This window comes from Gilliamella sp. Bif1-4, assembly GCF_001690535.1.
GTDB lineage: Bacteria > Pseudomonadota > Gammaproteobacteria > Enterobacterales > Orbaceae > Gilliamella > Gilliamella bombi.
On record NZ_LZHC01000024.1, the window covers coordinates 333240 to 356252 of the forward strand.

General features: G+C 35.1%; 26 protein-coding genes, 1 pseudogene and 1 riboswitch. Of the genes and pseudogenes, 16 read left to right on the forward strand and 11 right to left on the reverse strand.

Going from position 1 to position 23013, the window contains the following annotated elements; genetic code table 11:
• Positions 1–34 precede the first annotated feature (34 nt).
• A complete protein-coding gene (gene rbfA, locus A9G25_RS04310) occupies positions 35–412 on the forward strand; it encodes a 30S ribosome-binding factor RbfA (protein ID WP_065560170.1) in 378 nt (125 codons plus the stop codon).
• Positions 413–478: 66 nt separating this feature from the next.
• A complete protein-coding gene (gene truB / locus A9G25_RS04315) occupies positions 479–1384 on the forward strand; it encodes a tRNA pseudouridine(55) synthase TruB (protein WP_141674996.1) in 906 nt (301 codons plus the stop codon).
• Positions 1385–1552: 168 nt separating this feature from the next.
• On the opposite strand, the gene A9G25_RS12280 is transcribed toward truB, so the two are convergent.
• The 3 genes and pseudogenes from A9G25_RS12280 to A9G25_RS13340 all read right to left on the reverse strand — a co-directional run.
• A complete protein-coding gene (locus A9G25_RS12280) occupies positions 1553–1828 on the reverse strand; it encodes a hypothetical protein (RefSeq protein ID WP_176701071.1) in 276 nt (91 codons plus the stop codon).
• Between the two features lie 85 nt (positions 1829–1913).
• Positions 1914–2492: a hypothetical protein gene (locus A9G25_RS04320; protein WP_065625883.1), complete on the reverse strand. Its 579-nt coding sequence runs from the start codon at positions 2490–2492 to the stop codon at positions 1914–1916.
• 308 nt (positions 2493–2800) lie between these two features.
• Positions 2801–3001: pseudogene (locus A9G25_RS13340) on the reverse strand (RHS repeat-associated core domain-containing protein); the annotation flags it as partial.
• A gap of 115 nt (positions 3002–3116) precedes the next feature.
• On the opposite strand from A9G25_RS13340, the gene A9G25_RS12560 reads away from it, so the two are divergent.
• The 3 genes from A9G25_RS12560 to A9G25_RS04340 all read left to right on the forward strand — a co-directional run bounded on the left by A9G25_RS12560 (position 3117) and on the right by A9G25_RS04340 (position 3954).
• Positions 3117–3278 (forward strand): transposase, encoded by a 162-nt coding sequence (locus tag A9G25_RS12560; protein ID WP_176701072.1) that lies wholly within the window; start codon positions 3117–3119, stop codon positions 3276–3278.
• A gap of 94 nt (positions 3279–3372) precedes the next feature.
• On the forward strand, positions 3373–3570 hold the full coding sequence (locus tag A9G25_RS04335; RefSeq protein ID WP_065625508.1) for a hypothetical protein: 198 nt from the start codon (positions 3373–3375) through the stop codon (positions 3568–3570).
• A 57-nt stretch (positions 3571–3627) separates the two neighbouring features.
• Positions 3628–3954 carry a DDE-type integrase/transposase/recombinase gene (locus A9G25_RS04340; RefSeq protein ID WP_141674998.1) on the forward strand — a complete coding sequence of 109 codons (327 nt, stop codon included), beginning with the start codon at positions 3628–3630 and terminating at the stop codon, positions 3952–3954.
• A gap of 108 nt (positions 3955–4062) precedes the next feature.
• Here A9G25_RS04340 and pssA read toward each other — a convergent pair whose 3' ends face one another.
• Positions 4063–5418, reverse strand: coding sequence for a CDP-diacylglycerol--serine O-phosphatidyltransferase (gene pssA / locus A9G25_RS04345; RefSeq protein WP_065625886.1), 1356 nt, complete (start codon positions 5416–5418; stop codon positions 4063–4065).
• A gap of 181 nt (positions 5419–5599) precedes the next feature.
• Positions 5600–6652, reverse strand: coding sequence for an AI-2E family transporter YdiK (gene ydiK, locus A9G25_RS04350; RefSeq protein ID WP_065625887.1), 1053 nt, complete (start codon positions 6650–6652; stop codon positions 5600–5602).
• A gap of 100 nt (positions 6653–6752) precedes the next feature.
• Here ydiK and eco point away from each other — a divergent pair, with 100 nt between their 5' ends.
• From eco to ribB, 6 genes are all read left to right on the forward strand, one after another.
• Positions 6753–7247, forward strand: coding sequence for a serine protease inhibitor ecotin (eco, locus tag A9G25_RS04355; RefSeq protein ID WP_065625888.1), 495 nt, complete (start codon positions 6753–6755; stop codon positions 7245–7247).
• Between the two features lie 339 nt (positions 7248–7586).
• Complete coding sequence (locus A9G25_RS04360; protein ID WP_065625889.1) at positions 7587–8696, forward strand: extracellular solute-binding protein; 1110 nt, start codon at positions 7587–7589, stop codon at positions 8694–8696.
• Between the two features lie 101 nt (positions 8697–8797).
• Positions 8798–9934, forward strand: coding sequence for a putrescine ABC transporter ATP-binding subunit PotG (gene potG, locus A9G25_RS04365; RefSeq protein WP_218057533.1), 1137 nt, complete (start codon positions 8798–8800; stop codon positions 9932–9934).
• 279 nt (positions 9935–10213) lie between these two features.
• A complete protein-coding gene (locus A9G25_RS04370; protein WP_081297152.1) occupies positions 10214–11125 on the forward strand; it encodes an ABC transporter permease subunit in 912 nt (303 codons plus the stop codon).
• Between the two features lie 165 nt (positions 11126–11290).
• A complete protein-coding gene (locus A9G25_RS04375; RefSeq protein WP_065626004.1) occupies positions 11291–12127 on the forward strand; it encodes an ABC transporter permease subunit in 837 nt (278 codons plus the stop codon).
• Positions 12128–12235: 108 nt separating this feature from the next.
• Positions 12236–12411: riboswitch (FMN riboswitch) on the forward strand.
• A gap of 168 nt (positions 12412–12579) precedes the next feature.
• A complete protein-coding gene (ribB, locus tag A9G25_RS04380) occupies positions 12580–13227 on the forward strand; it encodes a 3,4-dihydroxy-2-butanone-4-phosphate synthase (protein WP_065625891.1) in 648 nt (215 codons plus the stop codon).
• Between the two features lie 120 nt (positions 13228–13347).
• Here the strand turns inward: ribB and A9G25_RS04385 are convergent, their stop codons facing one another.
• From A9G25_RS04385 to A9G25_RS04395, 3 genes are read right to left on the reverse strand one after another with little or no spacing between them, the layout of a single operon-like run.
• Positions 13348–14448, reverse strand: coding sequence for a M20 peptidase aminoacylase family protein (locus A9G25_RS04385; protein ID WP_065625892.1), 1101 nt, complete (start codon positions 14446–14448; stop codon positions 13348–13350).
• Positions 14449–14462: 14 nt separating this feature from the next.
• Positions 14463–14930: a YjiG family protein gene (locus A9G25_RS04390; RefSeq protein ID WP_065625893.1), complete on the reverse strand. Its 468-nt coding sequence runs from the start codon at positions 14928–14930 to the stop codon at positions 14463–14465.
• The gene (locus A9G25_RS04395) at positions 14923–15579 is read right to left on the reverse strand and encodes a nucleoside recognition domain-containing protein (protein ID WP_065625894.1); all 657 of its coding nucleotides are present in this window, start codon (positions 15577–15579) and stop codon (positions 14923–14925) included. The genes A9G25_RS04390 and A9G25_RS04395 overlap by 8 nt, the downstream gene beginning before the upstream one ends.
• Positions 15580–16133: 554 nt before the next feature.
• On the opposite strand from A9G25_RS04395, the gene A9G25_RS04400 reads away from it, so the two are divergent.
• A complete protein-coding gene (locus tag A9G25_RS04400) occupies positions 16134–16457 on the forward strand; it encodes a DMT family transporter (protein ID WP_218057535.1) in 324 nt (107 codons plus the stop codon).
• A 24-nt stretch (positions 16458–16481) separates the two neighbouring features.
• On the forward strand, positions 16482–16796 hold the full coding sequence (locus tag A9G25_RS04405) for a DMT family transporter (RefSeq protein ID WP_065625895.1): 315 nt from the start codon (positions 16482–16484) through the stop codon (positions 16794–16796).
• A 90-nt stretch (positions 16797–16886) separates the two neighbouring features.
• Here A9G25_RS04405 and A9G25_RS04410 read toward each other — a convergent pair whose 3' ends face one another.
• Together A9G25_RS04410 and srmB are read right to left on the reverse strand one after the other, a co-directional pair.
• Positions 16887–17489 carry a peroxiredoxin C gene (locus A9G25_RS04410; protein WP_065625896.1) on the reverse strand — a complete coding sequence of 201 codons (603 nt, stop codon included), beginning with the start codon at positions 17487–17489 and terminating at the stop codon, positions 16887–16889.
• Positions 17490–17620: 131 nt separating this feature from the next.
• A complete protein-coding gene (srmB, locus tag A9G25_RS04415) occupies positions 17621–18919 on the reverse strand; it encodes an ATP-dependent RNA helicase SrmB (protein ID WP_065625897.1) in 1299 nt (432 codons plus the stop codon).
• A 361-nt stretch (positions 18920–19280) separates the two neighbouring features.
• Between srmB and trmA the strand changes: the two genes are divergently transcribed.
• From trmA to A9G25_RS04430, 3 genes are all read left to right on the forward strand, one after another.
• On the forward strand, positions 19281–20378 hold the full coding sequence (gene trmA / locus A9G25_RS04420; protein ID WP_065625898.1) for a tRNA (uridine(54)-C5)-methyltransferase TrmA: 1098 nt from the start codon (positions 19281–19283) through the stop codon (positions 20376–20378).
• Positions 20379–20738: 360 nt separating this feature from the next.
• On the forward strand, positions 20739–21425 hold the full coding sequence (locus tag A9G25_RS04425; RefSeq protein WP_034914857.1) for a heavy metal response regulator transcription factor: 687 nt from the start codon (positions 20739–20741) through the stop codon (positions 21423–21425).
• Positions 21403–22809 carry a heavy metal sensor histidine kinase gene (locus tag A9G25_RS04430; protein ID WP_065625899.1) on the forward strand — a complete coding sequence of 469 codons (1407 nt, stop codon included), beginning with the start codon at positions 21403–21405 and terminating at the stop codon, positions 22807–22809. Before A9G25_RS04425 ends, A9G25_RS04430 begins: the two co-directional genes overlap by 23 nt.
• Here the strand turns inward: A9G25_RS04430 and A9G25_RS04435 are convergent.
• The gene (locus A9G25_RS04435) at positions 22802–23002 is read right to left on the reverse strand and encodes a YaeP family protein (protein WP_065626006.1); all 201 of its coding nucleotides are present in this window, start codon (positions 23000–23002) and stop codon (positions 22802–22804) included. The genes A9G25_RS04430 and A9G25_RS04435 overlap by 8 nt on opposite strands.
• Between the last annotated feature and the right edge of the window lie 11 nt (positions 23003–23013).

Here is a 23013-nt window from a genome sequence, read left to right on the forward strand (position 1 = left end):
AGTCCTTGCTTATTCATTTATAAGGGAAATAGATATGGCAAAAGCATTTAATCGTTCATCTCGAGTTGGGCATGAATTACAAAAAGAAATTGCAATTATCTTACAACGAGAAATCAAAGACCCCCGTCTTGGTATGGTAACCGTTTCAGGCGTTGATATCTCGCGTGATCTTTCGTATGCTAAAGTTTTTGTGACTTTTTTGAATGACGATGATCCACAAGTTATTGAACAAGGATTAACGGTACTTAATGATGCTAAAGGTTACATTCGAACCTTAATTGGCAAAGCGATGCGTTTGCGAATCATTCCAGAGATAAAATTCTTTTACGATGAGTCGCTCGTTAAAGGTATGCAAATGTCGAGTTTGGTGGCGGATGTTATCAAACAAGATAATGAGCGTCATAAAGATTAATATTAAAAAATAGTCCTGAACTCTGTCAAAAAGTTTCAGGTAACTATGTGTTTCAGTATAAAAATGATGAATATAAAAAAAACTCGCCGTGATCTTCACGGCGTTTTGTTGCTAGACAAAACGCAAGGCATGACATCAAATGATGCGTTGCAAAAAGTAAAATGGTTATTTAATGCTAAAAAGGCAGGGCATACGGGAGCTCTTGATCCACTAGCGACAGGGATGCTTCCTATCTGTTTTGGTGAAGCAACCAAATTTTCACAATATTTATTGGATTCAGATAAGCGTTATCGTGTGATCGCCAAACTAGGAGAACGAACCAATACATCTGATGCTGATGGTCAAATTATATGTACCAAACCTGTTAAAGCGACTGAATCACAAATCAACCAAGCTTTAACTCATTTTCGCGGTAATATTTTACAAGTGCCAACTATGTTTTCGGCATTAAAATATCAAGGAAAACCGCTTTACCAATATGCTCGCCAAGGTATTGTGGTTGAACGTGAAGCTAGACCAATTACCGTTTACGAAAATCAATTTATCCAATTTGATGCAATAAAAAACGAATTAACGTTAGAAATACACTGCTCAAAAGGCACCTACATCCGAACCATTATTGATGATTTAGGGGAATTATTGGGTTGCGGAGCACACGTTATTTATTTAAGGCGTTTACAAGTTTCCAATTACCCGATTGAAAACATGGTCACCTTAGAACAGCTACAAAATATCGAACTTAAAGATGATCTACTAATGCCCGTTGACAGCCCATTGCAAGATCGCCCAAAAGTTACCCTTAGCGATACGCAAGGTAAAGACATATTATTAGGACGAACCATTGAACTTGAAAGCTCCACGCAAGTTGAAACCTTAGTGCGAATTTATCAAGGCAAGCAATTTATTGGCGCTGGTATAATGCAAAATAACAAATTATCGTCAAAGCGTTTAATATCAACATTCATCAACTAGTCTTGCTTAGTTTAAACCCCACTGTAAAAAACAAGCAAATAGTACAGCAGAAGTTGTGATTCTAAATTAGGTTCAGAAAATTCTTGCTAAATTATTTTTTAATATAAAGACGATTTGGCACTCTGTTATTTTTACCAAAGCGAATTTACTACTTTTTGCTGTACTATTTTAGGGGATAGTTGCACAGTGACTGTCTCGTGATTTGTACGGCGGGTTATTCGACCTAATGCATCGTACTGATAGTGGGTAAATTATTGCTCGTAACCGCCCCGCGTTGGAGAACGTATAATTCACCGAATCACCCACGGCGTTTTGGCTAAGTTCAGGGACGCCCCATTCATCATAAAACAAGGTGCTACGATAACCAGAGCAATCAATTTGTGTGGTTAATAAGCCCTGTTGGTTATAACGATAGTGGTAATGATTACCCAGAGCATCAATCACTTCTATTTGGTCACCCAGCTCATTGTAAACGTAGTGGGTTGGCTGGTTGTTGGGGTCGGTGACACTAATCAGGTCACCGTATTTATTATTTTATTAAGTAATCAATATGGCATTTTCTAGGATGAATATCCGGACCTCTAAATTTATTAATTTTTATTGCATCCATAATTAATTTGGCTGTCTTAATTCCTAATATAATGGATGGACATTTAGAGGGACCACTACCAAATGAAGTTGAGGTAGAAAATATTCCATTTTCTAATATAGAGCCTGTTTCTTTATAAAAACTAGGAGCAGGCGCGACTTGCTCGACATATTGATGACATTTGTTACAATAGTCATTCTTTTCCGACGCGGTATAATTAATAATATCCCGCGGTTTCATTAAAAAATAAGTGTTGTTTTGATTCACAGAATAAAAATCTACAGGAAAGGGAAGGGTTTCGATGAACTCCTTAAATCTTTGCGAAACAATTGGTCTCCGATCATAAGTATATCCTATATCGGTTTTATTACTTATTTTAAGGTTTTTAGGTAGATAGCTATCATCGATACAACAGCCACATTGACTGCAAAAAATAGTATCAGGTGCGCCATCAAAAAAATAAGCATGATTTCCAAACGCACTTAAATCATAAGCTATTACAATAAAATTATCAGCCATTACTTTAACTCCGGATGTTGTTTAAAAAAATCTTCCGCTACTTCAGTATATTTAGCACCAGGACCTTTATAGAATTCAGCTAAGGCATTTAATACTTTTTTTCTACCAAAATTTTCCAAGATTTTGCCCCCTGAATTACCGCGCTGTGGTCGCATATGAACTATCCTTTCATCATTTAATTTTTTTGTTTTTTTGACTAAAAACGCATTCATCTCCTTATGTAACTGTCGATGAATATCTTCATCAATTATTGTTAATGGTTGTTTCGATTTGCCTCCTGCAAATTTAGGATCTGAGTGATGTTTATGGCATATAAGCCCCCAAGGATCGACCCAAGTCAACCCATTAGGTGCATACTGATAAAGATTGATACCGCCAGCTAAGCCTATGGGGTCAGGCTGGGTAAAGCGACCGCAGTTAGGGTCATAATACCGAAATGTGTTGTAATGTAAACCGGTTTCTTTATCGTAGTATTGCCCCGCAAAGCGTAAATTTTGTGTGGCAATATAAGGGCTACTTGTTTGCTGTTGTTTGAGTTGCCCGAAGAGCTGGTAACTATCCCCTAAAATAGTACAGCAAAAAAGTAGAAAATTCTCTATGATAAAAGTAAAAGGGGATTTAATTATGAAAAAAATGACTGAACATCAAATCGTAGCTATTTTAAAAGAAGCTGAAGCAGGTATTTCTGTCAAGGAACTGTGCCGTAAATATGGCATGGGTAATTCAACTTTCTATAAATGGCGAGAAAAATACGGCGGAATGGAACTTCGGATATCAAACGTTTAAAAGAGCTGGAGGCTGAAAATCGCAAGCTTAGGCAGATGTTTGCCGAACTGAGCTTAAAATCCCAGCTTCAGGAAGAAATTATAAAAAAGCTTTAGTGCCCACAAAGGCACGTAAAACGTGGGCACAGCAACTACAACAAAATCATTCGGTTACTATTGCTATGAGCTGCTGCGCTATCGTTGGCTTAAGCCGTTGTGCTTACGATTATCAACCTAAGTTACAGGATGATTCAGTAATTATTTCGGTGTTGAATACTATCACAGACCGGCATTTACGTTGGGGGCTTTCCTAAATGCTTTAATCGTATCAAAAGCTCGGCTATCAATGGAACCATAAGCGTGTTTATCGGGTGTATTGTGAATTAAAGCTTCATCTCAGAGTAAAGCGTAAAAAACGCATTCCTCCACGATGCCCAGAAAAGCTATTGGTGCCTAATAAACAAGGTGAATGTTGGTCAATGGATTTTATGAGTGACAGTAGCCGTAATCAACGTCACTATAGGACATTCAATGTCATCGATGACTTTAATCGTGAGGCGTTAGGTATTGATATTGCAGTAAGCTTACCGGCAGGAAGGATTACCCGTTATTTAGATAAACTGGCCGAATATCATGGGTATCCATTAAAAATACGGGTCGATAATGGACCCGAATTTACAGGAAAAACCTTTGAATGATTATTTTTTATTTCATAGCAAAATTATCTGTTTTTTTCAAAATTAGCTGAAAAAATATTGTTTTTATTATGTTTTTTAAGAAACCTTTTCTTTCAAAACATCTTACCTTTACAACAACCGCTTAATAATCCTATCCACTTTAATGCGGCTCAGTCGCTTTATCAACTTATGAACTTGACTTGGATAAAATTGACTCGCTTGGATTTGTTGAAAATGTGTGATCAATGTGGTTTTTTGACGAATAGTGTCAAGTTCTTGGTTAAATTTATGGCTTAATTCTTGCTTTGGATCATGTATTAATATGCCATTTTCCAGATCAAGTCGCCAAGCGCGTGGATTTAGGTTGTTGCCTGTTATAAGTACCCAAGTATTGTCCACCCAGATACCTTTAAGATGATAGGTTTGCTCTCCATCCTTCCACAGACGTATGATAAGTTGCTCTTTGTCAATAAAAGATTGTAGGCGCTCAATAAAGCTTCTTAAATTGATTTCGTATAAGTAGGGTAATCCACCTGATATGTTAAAAGGTTGGTCTGGTGGAATATAAAAATCATTGGCTTCTTTATCACCAATAATCAGTTCAACTTGGCGACCTTTACGAAGCAAGCGAATGATATCGCGAACTAGGATGTTAGGCAAATTAAAGTACGGCGTGCAAAATATGATTTTTTGTTCGGTTACGTTGATTAAATGATGGATGATTTTGTTGAGCGAGTTATTGCGACCAAGCCCCATTATTGGTGCAACCGATAAGGTGTTGTTGTCGGTATTGCTGTTATATTGGTAGCTGGTATTCATTAAGTGTTGGCGTAGCTCTTTAATTTCAGACTTAATTTGTTTGCGGGTTTTATGGGTGCCAGTATTAAGTAGTTGCAACGCTTGATATGGTAAAAAGTGGTCGTGAATAAACTGCACCATGCTGTCAGCTAATAATGGATTGGTAATAAAGTGATAACGGTCGTAACGATATTTATCACGTTTGTGTAGGTAGACATTATTAATGCTAGCACCACTGTAAATGACAGTGTTATCAATAATAAAACCTTTTAGATGCAGCACGCCTAATACTTCACGGCGATTAACTGGTACACCATATATGGGAATGTCAATATCAGGATGTTGCTGTTTTAGTTGGTAATAATAATTAGCGTTGGTATGGGCTTTGTCTTCGCCAATTCTTCCGCGCTGTGCACGGTGCCAGTCAACAAATATTTTGATATCTAAATTAGGGCGTTGCCGTTTGATTTGGTACAGTTCATTAAGAATTTCTTGACCTGCCTCATCTTGCTCTAGATAGAGCGCAACTATATAAATTCGGTGCTGAGCTCTTTTTATACTTTCAATTAAAGCCAGTCGATATGCTTTTGGGGTATAGCAGATATGATATTGCTTGGCATCTTGCTGAATTTTACCTAATTCGTCAAGATGCTTTTGGTGATTGTATTTTATAAATGGTATTCGCATGATTTTTTGTCATTATAACTGTCAAGTTACTTTAGAAACTTGTTTTCTAATATAAGCTAAGCCAGTAAAAATAACACTCCTTCTAATTTGTATGCATTTTAGCTCAGTTGCTTTAAGTCATGTAGCGTATTTAGCAATTTGTTTATGCTTTTATGCTTCTTACTGGGTGATAATAAATTGTTTAAGATTGTTCATCAATCCAAGTTTGAATTATTTTGTAAGTTAAAGCTAGTACGACAGGACCAATAAATAATCCCATTATACCAAAGCCAAGTAAGCCGCCAATCACACCAAATAATATAAGTAAAAACGGTAAATTGGCACCTTTTTTTATTAAGTAGGCTCGCATTACGCTATCTAAGGTGGTTAAGATAATTGCAACAACAATTAATACGATACCAGCTATGGTGTTGCCAGCCCAAAATTGCCAAAAAATGCACCCAAGCATTACAATCACGGGACCAATTTGTGCGACACAGCAAATAAATAAAATTAGAGTGAGTATACCTGGTAACGGCATGTCAGTTAGTATAAAACTTAATCCACCAATTAAGGCTAAGGTAATGGCAGTAACAACAACACCAAGAGCTACAGCTCGAATGGATTGCCCTGCTAATGTGACAGTGGTTTCGCCATATTGTTTTGATAATCGGTTGGCTAGCAGGTAAACGTATTTGGTGATACTTTCGCCTTTTAAAAAGAGTAATAGACTAAAAATAATCATTACACCAGCATGAAAGATAAATAGTCCAATATTGGTGGCTTGCTCAAGTAGCCAACCTATCATGGTGCCAATATAAGGTTGTATGCTTGAAACTAAATCAGAACCATCAGTTTGTATTAAGTTTAACCATTTTTGGTGTAGTTCAGGGCCAAAGGCAGGTATGCTTTCAAGCCAGTCAAGTGTTGGTAGTTTTTGATGAGATAGCGTTTTTGCCCATTCAATAAGGTGGTGACCATTTTGTGCTACCGAGCTAATAATTAATATGAAAGGTATAATGCAAACAAAGGCTAATATTAGAGCCATTACCAGTAGTGATAACCAGCGTTTGTTAAATAATTTTCGTTGTATTTTTATCATTAAAGGCCAAGTAGCAATTACCACCATCACCGCCCAGAAGAAACCAAATAAAAAAACTTCAACAACACGATAGGTAATAATGATTAGTAAACCAATAATTAACAGGTTTAAAATCAATTTAAGTAAGTCGGTAGTGTTTTTTTCTGCTGGCATTTTTACACCAAATTTATTAATCTAGATGGTGTTATTATACGCATTATCACTGAAAATTAATACGATGGTGTTTATGATTAATTAGTTAAAGGAGATAAAAATGAAAAAATTATTGTTATTAACATTATTAGGTGTAGCATTAACAGCATGCGCAAATTCACAAAAAACGCAACCTGTTGCACAAAGTGTCAATGATATAGCGCCATTCCCTGCAGCTCAAGTTGGCTATACGCGTTATGCTATTCATTTACCTACTATTGCTAATGAAAACAATGCGAAAGTTGAGGTGATCATTGGTAAAGAAATGAATGTTGATTGTAATTTGCAAAATTTAGGTGGTGTTGTTAAGCAAGAAGAGCTTAAAGGTTGGGGATACTCTTATTATGTAGTTGAAAAGACTGTTGGTAACATTTCAACATTAATGGCTTGCCCTGAAGGTACTAATAAAAATCAATTTGTGACAATTAACCATAATTTAGGTTTGTTTAGCTATAACAGCCAATTACCGTTAGTCTTTTATGTTCCGAACGATTTGCAAGTTAAATATCGTGTTTGGCAACCAAATGCTAAAACTATGCAAGCAAATGCTGAATAATTTTGTTATCTGATTGTTAATTGGTTGTTCCTTATTCCTTGGGTGGTTAAAATACAACCACTCAATCTTTAAAGTTTCAATATTTGATTTTTTAAGTAGACATCTTTAAAAAAAAAGGTATTTTATCCCTCGTAATGCAAGGTTAGCTCTACTAGTTCATTTATTTTATTAATGACTTATGATTGCCTGATTACCTCGGTTTCGCTAGATGGTTGTTACTTTGATAATTTTTATTATTGTTAACAATGTCGATAGTAAAATTTGGGGGTCCGTTGTGTCTTTGCAATGGGCTTGTGTCTAACATGTAATATCCCTACAACTAGAGGAGAAGTGGTGAGCATGTTTACTCAACGTAAAACAATTCTTTCAATCGTGGCTGGTGTTTCACTAGCGTTATCTCAATCTGCTATTGCTAAAGATCGCGTTGTGCATTTTTACAATTGGGCAGGTCAAATCGGTTCTAATACTATTTCTGATTTTGAAAAATCAACAGGCATCAAACTTGTTTATGATGTGTACGATTCAAACGAAATCCTTGAAGGTAAATTAATGGCAGGCCATTCTGGTTTTGATGTGGTTTCACCTTCTGATAGTTTTTTAGCTAAACAAATTAAATCAGATGTTTATTTACCGTTAGATAAAAGCAAGTTACCAAATTGGAAAAATCTTGATCCAAATTTAATGAAGTTAATGGCAACGCATGATCCTGACAATAAATATGCCATCCCTTATGTATGGATGACAACAGGTATCGGTTATAACATTGATAAAGTTAAAGAACGTTTGGGCGAAAACGCACCAGTTGATAGCTGGGATTTAGTTTTTAAACCTGAAAATATGGAAAAACTAAAAGATTGTGGTGTGGCGTTTTTAGATGCACCTACCGAAATCTTTGCTAGCGCACTTCAATATTTAGGTAAAAATCCAAACAGCACTGATGTGAAGGATTACACAGGCGCTGCTTATGAGTTGTTAGAAAAGGTTCGTCCAAATATTCGTTACTTTCATTCTTCACAATATATTACCGATTTAGCGAATGGTGATATTTGTGTGATTTTAGGCTGGTCTGGCGATATTTTGCAATCACGTGATAGAGCTAACGAAGCGAAAAACGGTGTGCATATTGGTTATCAAATTCCAAAAGAAGGGGCATTAGTCTTTTTTGATACTTTTGCGATTCCAAAAGATTCAGAAAACCCAGACGAAGCTCATGAGTTTTTAAATTTTGTTATGAACCCTGAAATTGCCGCACAAGTAACTAACGATGTGAACTTTGCTAGTGCTAATAAAGAAGCAAACGACAATTTTATAAAACCAGAAGTGAAAAATGATCCAGCGGTTTACCCAAAACCTGAGGTGATGGAGAAACTATTCACTTTGCAAGTTAAAGATCCTAAACTTGAGCGCGTAATTACTCGTACGTGGACTAAACTTAAAACGGGTAAATAGTCGATATTTTGTATATCGAATTTAAATAATAATTCTAGACGGATGGGTTATTTAGCCTTTCCGTCTCGTTTTTTTTGGCTTGTTGTTATGAGGAAAAAAGAGTGAACAATAAAACAACAAATCAGGTACAGCCTAAAAAAAAGATGATAACTCCACTGTTGGAGATCAAAAATTTAACCAAAGTTTTTAATGATGATTATTATGCCGTTGATGATGTCAATTTAACTATTTACACTGGCGAAATCTTTGCTTTATTAGGTGCGTCAGGTAGCGGTAAATCTACACTACTACGAATGCTTGCAGGTTTTGAACAACCTACGTCGGGGCAAATTATTCTTGATGGTAAGGATTTATCACAAGTTCCGCCTTATGATCGTCCGATTAATATGATGTTTCAATCGTATGCTTTATTTCCTCACATGACGGTTGAGCAGAATATTGCCTTTGGTTTAAAACAAGATAAATTAAATGCAGCTGAAATAAAACAGCGTGTTGAAGAAATGTTAGCCCTTGTGCATATGGAGCAATTTGGTAAACGTAAACCACATCAATTGTCTGGTGGTCAACGACAACGTGTTGCATTGGCCCGCAGTTTGGCTAAACGCCCAAAATTATTATTGCTTGATGAACCAATGGGAGCATTAGATAAACAACTTCGTGATCGTATGCAACTTGAAGTGGTTAGCATTTTAGAGCAAGTGGGTGCAACGTGTGTGATGGTGACGCATGATCAAGAAGAAGCCATGACCATGGCAGGCCGTATAGCTATTATGAATAAAGGTCAATTTGTACAAATTGGTGAACCTGAAGAGATTTATGAACATCCAAATTGCCGTTATAGTGCCGAATTTATTGGCTCGGTAAATGTCTTTGACGGTATTTTGCAAGAAACACAAGAAGATGGTTTGATCATTAGCTGTCCTATGATTAAGCGTCCATTAAAAGTCGATTATGATTCGCCAGCGGTTGAAGGCGTGCCAACACAAGTCGCATTACGTCCAGAAAAAATTAAACTATGCGATGAAATCCCAGAAGATGGCTACAATGTGGCAACAGGTGAAGTCGTCGAAATCGCTTATCTTGGGGATCTGTCGATTTATCATGTTAAATTACCAAGTGGGCAAATTATAATTGCACAACTTCAAAATGAGCATCGTTATCGTAAAGGCATGCCAACTTGGGGGGATATAATTAACTTAAGTTGGGAAGTAGATAGTTGTGTTGTGCTTACTGAATAAACAAAAGAGGATATCATAATGCGATCCATTGTATTAGGATTGTTGTTAAATGCATTTGTGTTGCTCAATGTTTATTGGCGTTTTGTGACAATAGGGGCATTTGATAACTTATTTTTAGATGCGCTATTTACCGCAATGACATTGAGCTTTTTATTGTCATGTTTGGGGCTATATTTAGTAAATTATAAGCCATCTAAGTTTGCCTATCGGCTGATTATTGCAGGCAGTATATTATTTGTTCCTGCTGGGCTTGTGGCAATTTATTTTGCTTATAAAAAAATGCGACAACAATGTTCAGATACCGATCTGATGACACTTTATGGACGTTTAATTGTTATTGCCATCCCTTATTTATGGATGCTATTGCTATTTTTATTACCATTTTTAATTGTCTTTAGAATTAGTTTTTCTGAAAAAATCTTTTCGATTCCGCCTTATACTGATTTATTTAGTTATGATGATGGATTACTAAATATTACTTTGAACTTTGGTTATTATATTAACTTAGTTAATGATAATATTTATTTTGAGTCTTATTTAGAATCATTAAAAATTGCGGCTATTTCAACCATATTGTGTATTTTAATTGGTTACCCTTTAGCATGGGCAATTTCAAGATGTAAGCAATCTACACGTAATATTTTATTACTATTAATTATTTTGCCGTCTTGGACGTCATTTTTAATTCGAGTTTATGCGTGGATCGGCATTTTAAATCAAGAAGGTTTATTAAATCACTTTTTAATGTGGTTAGGGGTTATTGATCAGCCACTAGTGATTATAAAAACCTATTTGGCTGTTTATATTGGTATTGTGTATTCTTATTTACCGTTTGTGGTATTACCAATTTATACTTCGTTAAGTAAAGTAGATTCGACGTTAATTGAAGCAGCGTTAGATTTAGGTTGTAAGCCAATTAAAACCTTTTTCAAGATTATTGTACCACTCACAAAAAACGGTATTATTGCTGGCGGTATGCTAGTGTTTATTCCTGCTGTTGGTGAATATGTGATACCTGAGTTATTAGGGCCATCTCAAAGCATTATGATTGGTACGCAAATTTGGACTATTTTCTCTCGAGATACCGATTGGCCTGCAGCATCTGCAGTTGCGACAGTTATGTTGTTGATTTTGATAGTGCCAATTTACTATTTCAATAAATTTCAAAGCCGACAAATGGAGGGTAAATAAATGAATGATTTACCTGTTATCTTGCGTTCTTCTGTGATTGTATTTATCTCATTGCTATTAGGCTCGTTATTACTATCAGTACTGATTAGTTCGGTTGGGTTAGGTCTACTTACTAATATAAGTTTATATGTTAACAGTATAATATTTAGCCTGATTGTGACAGTGATTGTGACATTAGCTCTCATTTTTCGATGTCTTAAAGGGCTTATTTTATTGGTGGTATTTTCTTTTTTATATATCCCAATGATTATTTTAATTGTCTACTCATTTAATAGTTCTCGCTTAGTTACGGTATGGGCTGAATTTTCAACTAAATGGTACTTTGTTCTAATGCATAATGAAGAGCTATTTAAAGCTGTTGGTTTGAGTTTAGCAATTGCGGCATGTGCAGCGACGTTTGCAACAGTTTTGGGTACACTTGCTTCTTATGCTATTGTTCGCTTTAAACAATTTAAAGGCGCAAATCTGTTTTCATTTATGACAACAGCACCACTTGTTATGCCTGATATTATTACAGGTTTGGCATTATTGCTTTTATTTGTTGGTATGGGGCAAATTCTTGGATGGCCAAAAGATCGTGGCGCCATTACTATTTGGATGGCACATACGACCTTTTGCATGGCTTATGTTACAGTGGTGATTAGTGCAAGGCTTCGTGAACTTGATAAATCAATTGAAGAAGCCGCTTTAGATTTAGGTGCTAATCCATTGAAAGTATTTTTTATTATTACATTACCAATGATTGTACCAGCATTAGTTTCTGGTTGGTTATTAGCCTTTACTTTATCACTAGATGATGTGGTGATTGCTAATTTCGTAACGGGGCCAGGAGCCATGACATTACCGAAGTTGATCTTTTCAAAAGTAAAATTAGGCGTCGATCCGCAAATCAATGCACTTGCAACTATTATTTTATTGATTGTTGGTATAATTGGATTTATTTCATGGTTATGGATGCGTAAAGCTGAACGACGTCAAATAAATGAAACTCGTATACATTAACACTCCGTATTTTTTATTATTGCCGCTTTTTGCGGCAATATTTCGCTTTAAAATCTCCGTGTTTTTTTTATCATTTTGTATTATAGTGTGACTTGCTAATCTTTTTGGCAAAATTCTCAGGGCGGGGTGTAATTCCCCTCCGGTGGTATAGCCCACGAGCGCTTAATTTGTTTTGTTAACTGTGATGATTTTTTATTATTCGGTTAGTTTTAAAAGGTTAAGGTCAAGCAGATTTGGTGAAATTCCAAAGCCGACAGTTAAAGTCTGGATAAAAGAGAGTTGCTTATCTTTCCAAGCCATGCTGGTCGAGCACTGCCCTGATTCTGGTATTTTATTTGTAACTTAATTAATTTAATGGATAAATAGTAAAGTCGTTACATCGTAAAATAATTAGTTAAAATTAATTAGGTAAATAATGAAATGAGCAAGTTAAAAAAATATAGGTATTTACCATGAATCAGTTTAATTTAAATGAATTTGGCACGCCCATTGAACGTGTCAAAAAAGCGATCGCATCAATTCAAACCGGTCAAGGTGTGCTGGTTTTAGACGATGAAGACCGTGAAAACGAAGGCGATATTATTTGGGCTGCCGAGTCCATTACCTGTGAACAAATGGCTCTAACCATTCGTTACGGCAGTGGTATTGTTTGTTTATGTTTGCCTCAAAAACGCTGCGATGAGTTAAATTTACCTATGATGGTAGAAAATAATACTAGTAAAAATAATACAGCGTTTACCATTTCAATCGAAGCAGCAAATGGAGTTACAACAGGTGTATCAGCTTCTGATCGCGTTACGACCATTAAGGCCGCAGTGAATGATAACGCCAAACCAAGTGATCTTAATCATCCTGGTCATGTGTTTCCTTTAGTTGCTAAAGAGGGTGGTGTATTAGTTCGCCGAGGCCATACTGAAGCGTCTATTGATTTAGTAACATTAGCGGGTTTAAAGCCTGCCGCAGTACTGTGTGAATTAACCAACGACGATGGCACTATGGCAAGAGTGCCAGAGGTTGTTAAATTTGCTAAACAGTATCATATGCCTGTTGTGACTATTGAAGATATTGTTGAATATCGTAATCATTTGCCATTGAAGTGAAAATCCTAACTTAAAAATGTTAAGTGCTTATCAACAGTATTATACAAGGTAGGGAAAGAGCCGTTGTTTGTGGTTTAAATCATCTTCCGCCGAAGTAAGGTATCGGCGGAATGGTGGAAATTACCCAAGTACTTTTAATGCACAAACTTTGGTTATTTTGACTCCATTTTCTAATGCTAAAGTATCAAACTTCATTTCAGGATGATGTAATCCTGGTGTTAGATCAGCTCCTAATCCCCAAAAACCAGCTTTGACATTACGTTCACAAGGATAATTGAAAAAGTCTTCTCCACCAGGGGTGAAAATAGGTTCTTTTAGCCCCTCTTTGCCAAGTACATCCACAATGGCTTCGGCAATAATTTTTGTGACATCACTATCAATTTCAGCGGCAGGGATTTCTTTAGTGACATTGATATCCACTTTCGCACCGATAGATTCAACACTAAGTTTTATCGCATTTAACGTTTTGGTTTTTAGTTCATCCATGGCAGGGTTAGTTGGTGCTCTTAGATCCCAGCATACATATGCTTCAGATGGAATAACATTGGTTACTCCTGCATCGCAAATGCAACGTGTTGCTTTAACGCTATAGGTTAAGTTTGGTGCAAGGTGAATGGTGTTAACCGCTTGAATGGCAAGTGTTGCTGCATCAAGCGCATTAATGCCTAAATGTGGGCGCGCACCATGCGCAGGTATTCCGTGAATACTTGCTTCAACGGTAGTGGATGCCGAATAGTACATGGCTGCTGAGGCAAAGCCTTTAGGACATTCATCTTTAGGGCGTAAATGTAGGCCGATAATCATGTCAACATCGTCAATAACGCCACCTTCAATCATAGCTAAAGCACCTGTTCCAAGTTCTTCGGCAGGTTGGAAGATGAGTTTCAATCGACCTTTTTTGATGTTACCTTCTTTTATTAACTCTTGTGCCGAGGTTAATAATATTGATGAGTGGCCATCATGACCGCAGGTATGTCTTGCGCAAGGTTCGCCATCAATGATGTGCCCTAGAGCATCCATATCTGCCCTCAAAGCGAGTACAGGTCCAGGTTTTCCGCTATCGTATTGCGCAACAATTCCTGTTGTGTTACTGATGTTGCGAGTTACTTTATAACCTGCTTGTTCCAGTTGCTGTGCGATATATGCCGATGTTTTGTGTTCTTCAAATCCCAACTCTGGAATTAGATGTAAATACTGATAATGTTCTAATACGTTAGACATGCTTATCTCCTTTATTAAACAAAAAATCGCATAATAATCATTGAAATTAATGCATTAAAAATACTGGTTAACATAAGTAATGGCCAGTATTTTTTCTGTACATCGGCAACACCTAATAATCGTCCCATATATTGTAATTGCGAACCCATTAAGAAAATAGCTGGGGCTAATATGGTTATTGCTGTTGGATTGATTGTTCCTGCGGTAAATAAGTTAATTGCAACGCCTGTACCTGCTGATGCTGATAACCATGCAGTCAGTAATACGGTAATTGCTTCGCCCGGTAGGCCAAAAATCTCCATTACAGGTGCACAATAAGTTCCTATTAATTGCATTATGCCTAAACGTTTTAGAATTTCGGTGATTACAAATGCCATTAAAATATTGGGCATTAAATTGTTAATAGCAATGTTGAATCCTTTGCGAGCACCAATTACAAAAATATCTAAAGGGTTATTAGTTTGTTTTTGCGAATTATTCATTGATAAAATCCTTTTTATAAATTGAATTTAATACTAAGCGAACCATTATTGCGCCTACAAATTTAAGCACTAACATAATGACAAGAGGAATAAAAATAGCTACAGTCATTGAGGCAAATAATGCCGAACCAATTGAGAAGTAGTTATTAATTAAACCCGCACCAGAATATTGCCAAGCACTAATAATGATAAGGTCTTTTTTAGTAATTTGCTTTTCGTCATATAACTCTTTAGTTAATACAGCACCAGCATCAGTGCTTTGTAGGTCGGTAATTAATGCAAGTCCAGTTTTACCTGGTACACCTAAAATTGGTTTTAATAATGGTGTTAATAATTTGTGTGCAGCACGAATTGTGCCGTAATGGGTAAATATTTCTAACACGCCTAGTGCTAACATAACTGTAGGTATAAGTGATAAGGCAAAAATAAATCCAGCTCTTGCACTGTTACCTCCTTCACCCACAAAAGTATTTTTTTCAGGATGTAGCATAGTGCCAAATTTACCGCTTAAGCTGGTAAAATCAAACGCTCCTAGCCATTCTTTGCCTTCTACATTAAAAAATAAGCCTGAAAAAAATAAAATTGCTATTATTAGTGATATATAGGCTTTTATACCAACTTTAAATTCATTATCTGTATTTTTTGACATGCTACCTTCCTTTTTCCTAATGTTTAAAAAATATTAAATATTGTTACAATTAACAATATTTAATAAGTACAAAATGTTTATTATACAGTTTAGTTAAAAAATGCCTCAAAAGTGTTTTTTTAGTATTCTATAACGATTTTAGATTAAATTGAAAAAGATATAACTTTTTCAAATTTTTTCTAATAAATCACAAATCTTTATTATATCTTGCAAATTAAATACTCTATGAAGGCGAATTGGCTAGCTTGTATAAGTTCTCTAACATTGAATTGTGTAATTTTGTACTTGCCATTTATATATCTTCATTATAGAATTACTTACTTATTTGAAAAATAATAATAAAAATTGTGATGATGTTTCGTAAACGTTAGGCGTTTTGGTTTAATGGGTAGGACCATATAACAATTGATATCTTTTGGCGGCAAATTCTATTTGCGAACCATCTTTTGTCTTGTCGTTGCTTTTAGGCAATAGAGCATAATCAATACTTAAAACACATTGCAGTAGAAAATTGATTACGACATAAAATAAAGTAGCATAAACGAGGTAGCTATATGTTTAGCATGAATAAAGAGTGGGCATTTGTGGTGCTAACCTGCTTTTTTGAAATATGTTGGATTTTAGGATTTAGCATCGCAACCGAGCTTTGGCAATGGGTTATTATTGTATCGCTCATTATTATTGATTTTACGTTTTTAACCAATGCTTGCAAGACAATACCTACAAGTACGGTTTATGCCATATTTTCAGGTGTTGGTGCTGTCGGTGCAACGCTGATTGATATCTTACTTTTTAATAAAGAGATTAAGCTAATTCAACTTTTTTTTGTGGCGATAATTATTATTGGTGTTGTACAACTAAAACGTGCCGACAGTTAATATTTTAATAAGGACAATTTAATCATGGGATGGCTGTTAATATTAATTGCATCAGTTTTTGAAGTAATTGGTGCTATAGGCCTTAAATTATATGCTGAGCAAAAAAGCCTGTTTAGATTGGTTTTGTATTGGGGAGGTTTTTTTGTCTCTTTTGTGCTTTTTTATTTTTCGCTTCATTATCTTGAATTGAGTGTTGTGTATCCAGTTTGGGTTGGTCTTGGGACTTCAGGTGCGGTGTTGGCCAATATGCTGTTATTTAATGAACCTAAAAATTTTCCTCGTATATTTGGTCTCACCATTATTATCGTTGGTGTTGTGGGATTACATGCCACTCTATAATTAATTGCGTTTATATATAAAAAACCGGAGATTAACTCCGGTAACGCAAAGCGTAAAATAAGATATGGATGAATAAAAAATTATACTGAATTAAATTTCGTCAGCATGGTGTTTTAAGAAACTTGCAACACCATTTGGATTTGCTTGCATGCCTTTTTTTCCTTTTGTCCATTGAGCAGGGCAAACTTCGCCATGTTCTTCATGGAATTGGAAGGCATCAACAATACGAATCATTTCGTCAATGTTACGTCCAATTGGTAAATCGTTAATTGTTTCATGGCGTACAATTCCTGATTTGTCAATAAAAAATGAGGCTCGCAGCGCAACTCCAGCTTCAGGATGTTCAATACCATAAGATTGCATAATTGAGTGTTTGATATCTGCAACAATTGGGAATCTAACTTCACCAATACCGCCTTTATCTTGTGGAGTATTGCGCCATGCATTATGTACATATTCAGAGTCCATTGAAACACCAATTACTTCAACACCACGTTTTTTGAATTCTTCTAGGCGGTGATCAAATGCAATGATTTCAGATGGGCAAACAAAAGTGAAGTCCATTGGCCAAAAGAATACAACGGCATATTTACCATTGATGTATTGTAATAAATTGAAATTATTGATAATTTCACCAGTACCTAAAACTGCAGCTGATGTAAAATCTGGTGCTTTGCGAGTGACTAGTGTCATAGTGTTTCTCCTTTATAATTAACAGCAACTCATGTAGCGTAGCATTATAGCAATTCAAATCCATTGTCAAAGTTGTTATAAACGATTGGTATCATAAGTTTAAACTATTAAGTTATAATTATTATTCGGTATTAGTTATTGATTTTGGGTTTACCTTTATTTTTTGTGTCTCGATAGCGTTGTTTTATCTTTTTCTTTTTTGCTTGTTCTTGCTTTTTGTTCGCACTTTTTTGTTTTGCTTTTTGTGAAGGTTTTTTCTTAGTTACTGGTTTTGGTGCTTTAGTTTTAGGGCGTAATTCATCAATCGTTCTTAATTTGATTGGTTCTTTAATATAGCGCTCAATTTTTTGCAGTAATTCGTTATCATGCGCTTCGACTAGCATAATAGCTGTTCCTTTTTTTCCCGCTCGAGCGGTGCGTCCAATTCTGTGTAAATATACATCGGCAGTTTTTGGGGCATCAAAATTAATAACATGAGTAATATTGTCAATATCAATACCTCGTGCAGCAACATCGGTTGCAACAAGTACATTGACAGTATTATTGCTGATCCTTTTTATTGCTTCGTTGCGTTTTGCTTGTACCATTTCACCTTCTAAATAGCAGCTATGGATACCAGCTTGGTGCAGTAAGCTAACTAATTCATGCACACGTTCGCGTTTACGAACAAATATAATCGTTTTTTTTAATTCTTCTTGTTTTAATAAGTGAATAAGAAGTGCTATTTTATGAGTTAAATCATCGGCACGATAATAAAATTGCAGGATTTTTTTACGCTCTTTGCGTGAAGGCTCGGCATTGATTTCGATTGGATCATTCAAAATGCGGGTAGCAAAGTTATGCAGTCCTTCACCTTCCAGTGTGGCAGAAAATAATAATGTTTGTTTACGCCAACGGGTTTCGGCAGATATCATTTCGACATCTTGTGAAAAACCCATGTCTAACATCCGATCTGCTTCGTCTAAAATAAGCATTTCAACCGCTCGGCAATCAAAATTCTCTTCTTTTATATACTGTAATAATCGGCCTGTTGTAGAAATAACGATATCTTGGTTTTTACTAAACACTTCAGCGTGATTCATATAAGCAACACCACCAGTAATAGTTGCAATGCTTAAATTTGTTGATTCAGTTAATAATCTGGCTTGTTCAGCAATTTGCATGGCTAGTTCACGCGTTGGTGTTAAAATCAAAATTCGTGGTGGGCCTGGTTTACGGCGTGGAAAATCGAGTAGATGTTGTACGGCCGGAATTAAAAAAGCTAGCGTTTTACCTGTGCCTGTTGGTGCAGAACCTAAAATATCTTTGCCATCTAAAGCAACAGGGATTGTTTGTGCTTGGATTACGGTTGGAGTATTTATATTTTGTGTTTGGAGATTGTGAATTAAAATACCATCTAATTCTAAACCAGAAAAAGTGTGTGCAGTCATAGTGTTCTTTTCATCTAAAATTATAAGGCACATTATAACGTTAATCGTTATAACTACAATCAATAAAAATATGATGGAATATTATTCTATCTTTATGGAGCAATTAATTGTAAGCTAGTTATTGCAGTGTAAAATATAGTTTTATATCTAAAACTAGATGTTTTATTTAAGCAAAACTTATCATTGTTAGCTGTTTGTGATAAGATATGCGTCCGTTTGCGATAGCATGCATAATGATTATTTATACTACCGAGGTTAAATTGGTTTAAATAATTAATGTTTAATTATTTTGTGGTTTAACACGGATTGACTCAAATTTCCATATTAAATAAACTTCTTTAATAACTATCAGATAATGAATATGACCGAATGTTTCTCGAATGATAATTATAATCAACAGTTGAAAAAAAAAGTAGATAATTTAAAAGCATTATTATCAGATTTTTCACTGCCCGAATTATCGGTATATTGTTCACCTATTAGTCATTATCGTATGCGTGCTGAGTTTAGAATCTGGCATGACGGTGAAGATCTTTATCATATTATGTATGATAAAAAAACAAAAAAACGAATACGGGTTGATGAATTTCCTATTGCAACAAAACTAATTAATCAAGCTATGCGAACCATTTTACCTTTGTTACAACATAATCTGTTACTTCGCTATATGCTGTTTCAAATTGATTATTTTTCGACTTTAAGTGGTCAGCTATTAATTACGCTTTTATATCATAAAAAGTTAAGTGATGGATGGATCATAGAAGCAAAAAAATTAAAAGCTCAACTAGCTGAACTTGGAGTAGTTGCTAATATTGTAGGGCGAGCGAGTAATCAAAAAATAGCAATTGATGTGGATTATGTTGATGAAGTGTTGCCAGTAATGGATAAAACGTTTATTTATCGACAAATTGAAAATAGTTTTACTCAACCAAATGCTGCGGTAAATATTAAAATGCTACAGTGGGCTATATCGGTTACCAAAAATTCAACTGGTGATTTACTCGAGTTTTATTGTGGTAATGGTAACTTTTCAATTGCACTAGCACAAAACTTTCGCAAAGTATTGGCCACCGAAATAGCCAAAGCGTCTGTTTATTCAGCTCAGCATAATATTGAAGTTAATCAAATTGATAATCTTGATATTGTACGGTTGTCAGCCGAAGAGTTTACTAGTGCAATTAAAAAAGAACGAGAATTTAATCGTTTAAAAGGAATCAATTTGGATGAATATCAGTGTGATACGGTACTTGTAGATCCTCCACGTGGTGGAGTGGATTTAAATACCATTAATATATTAAAAACCTATAAAAAAATTATTTATATTTCGTGTAATCCTAATACATTGCGTGACAATTTACAGTTATTGACTAAAACACATTCAATTCAACATTTTGCTATGTTTGATCAATTTCCTTATACAGATCATGTCGAGACGGGTATTGTGTTGTGTAAAAAGTAAAAGGAAGTAATATTCAATGTAGAGTATTTTTGTTAAAATATACTTAATTTATACCTAACTAATTGTTGTTTCGGGGGTATGTAAACTTATATCGATCTAGAACAAAAAAAACCCTAGATAAACTAGGGCTGCATTAAATTGCAAGGAATGGATGAAAGGAAATAAAACAATGAAACAATAATGTCTAGCCTCATGAATCATTGTGTAGCTACTATAACAAAGATAAACCAACTAATTAATGACATTATGATTACAAAATAGTCATTAAACCATCATGATTGGTTTGGTGTTTATCATTTATTCTATAGCTGTGTTATGCAATTACGACAACCAGACAAATAACAAAGGAAATATTCAAGTATGAAATTGTTAGTAGTTGAAGATGAGCAAAAAACAGGTGAGTATCTTCGTCAAGGTTTAGTTGAATCTGGGTTTGTTGTTGATTTAACAAATAATGGTCTTGATGGTTATCATAGAGCTATGACAGAAGATTATGATCTTATTATTTTAGATGTTATGTTGCCTGATATAGTTGGTTGGAAAATTGTTCAGTCACTGCGTGAAGCAGGCAAAGAGACACCTATCATGTTACTTACCGCTATGGGAAGTGTGGATGATAAAGTTAAAGGCCTAAACTTAGGTGCTGATGATTATCTAGTAAAACCTTTTTCGTTTGCTGAGTTATTAGCTCGTGTGAAATCTATGCTCCGACGTAATGTCCCTCAAGTCAATAATTCCCAATTAAGTATTGCAGATCTGGTCATGGATCTTCCTAAACGTATGGTAACACGTGGGGATAAACGCATTGATTTAACCAATAAAGAATTTTTGTTATTAGAATATTTTTTACGTTATCCGGGAGAAGTTTTACCACGATCATTAATTGCATCTCAAGTTTGGGATATGAATTTTGATAGTGATACTAATGTGATTGATGTTGCAATTCGGAGATTGCGTAATAAAATTGATGCTGATTTCGAACCAAAATTGATTCATACAGTTCGTGGAATGGGGTATAAGTTAGATGTCTTGGATGAAACAGAATAAGTTAATTTCATTTCGCTTGCCTCTTATTGTTTGTTTATTAACCTGTGGTTTACTTTATTGTTTTAGTTTTTTTATTGAACGTTCTTTTGAAAAAATTTCAATCCAACAAAATGTGTCTGAACTTAACTCGGTTATTGATTCTATAGAACGTGAACTTGTTTATTATTCTCCAGATGAGAATCGTGACGAATTTATTCAAAATTTATTATTAATTTTGACAGGTCATCATCGTCTGTTTGTTTATGTTATTGATGAGAAAGGGAAAATTGTTTATCGAACACGTGGTCCTAATCTAACAGTAGCTAAAAATCATATTGATTTTGATATTATTATTGCAAATCATAGTACTGCTATTTGGAATCAAGATAAAGCATCATATCGAGTTGCAGCTTCACGAGTTTCGATTGAAAATGGTAGACAATATACCACCATAGTTGCTGTTGCTCGTGACTTACATCTCGAATTCATTCGGCGATTACACGATGGTTTAGGATTGCTTATTCTTATTGCTTGTATTTTGGCTTTAATTGGTTCTTTTGTTAGTGTCTATTTTACCCAAAAACCAATTAATCGGTTGATTAAAAAAATAGAAAAAATTAATTTTAAAAGCCTGAATTACCGCATTCCTACTTCTTTAGTACCAATTAAATATGTTAGTTTAGTAAAAGCATTCAATGATATGCTTAATCGGATAGAGAATGTATTTCAACGGCAACGTGATTTTACAGCGGATATTGCTCATGAGATGAGAACACCTATTACTAATTTAGCCACTCAAACGCAAATTGTGCTGAGTAATGCCAGAACAACTAATGAATATCGCGAGATTTTATATTCAAATTTAGAAGAATACGAAAAAATGTCACAGATGATTTCTGATATGCTATTTTTAGCACAAGCAGATAATCGTCAATTGGTGCCTAATTTAATCGATATTGATTTACATAGCTTGATCACAATGATGTGTGAATATTTTGAACCACTTACCGACGAGAAGAATATTGCCTTTAATCTTGAAGGAAATTGCTCCCATATTCAAGGTGATAAGATGATGTTAAGAAGGGCAATCAGTAATATTTTATCCAATGCAATTCGTTATACACCCGAAAATCAAACTATCACTATAATTTTAAGTCAAGTAAGCGAAAGGCGAGTTCGAATCATCATTTCGAATCCAGGCAAGAAAGTTGACAGTAAACATTTGCCACACCTTTTTGACCGGTTTTATCGAGTTGACGAATCACGTCATCGTAGTGATAGTTCGGGTACTGGAATAGGGCTTGCTATTGTCAAATCCATTATTGAAACGCACAAAGGTTCAATTTATGCTGAATCTGACGAGCAATCAACTCGCTTTATTATTAATTTACCAACCGCTATCTAATATCAAAGTCGCTGATCAGTAAATTAGCTGCTGCATAAGCGGCTTTATCTTTTAGTTCTTGTGGGACATTTTCGTTACGAATAACTTCGTCTAACACTTGCATAACAGCGCCTAAGGCATTATCAATATAACCTAGATCATTACTGCCAATTTGTGCGTATTTTTCATAAATAAGATCGCTATATTTATTCATTAAATTCATGT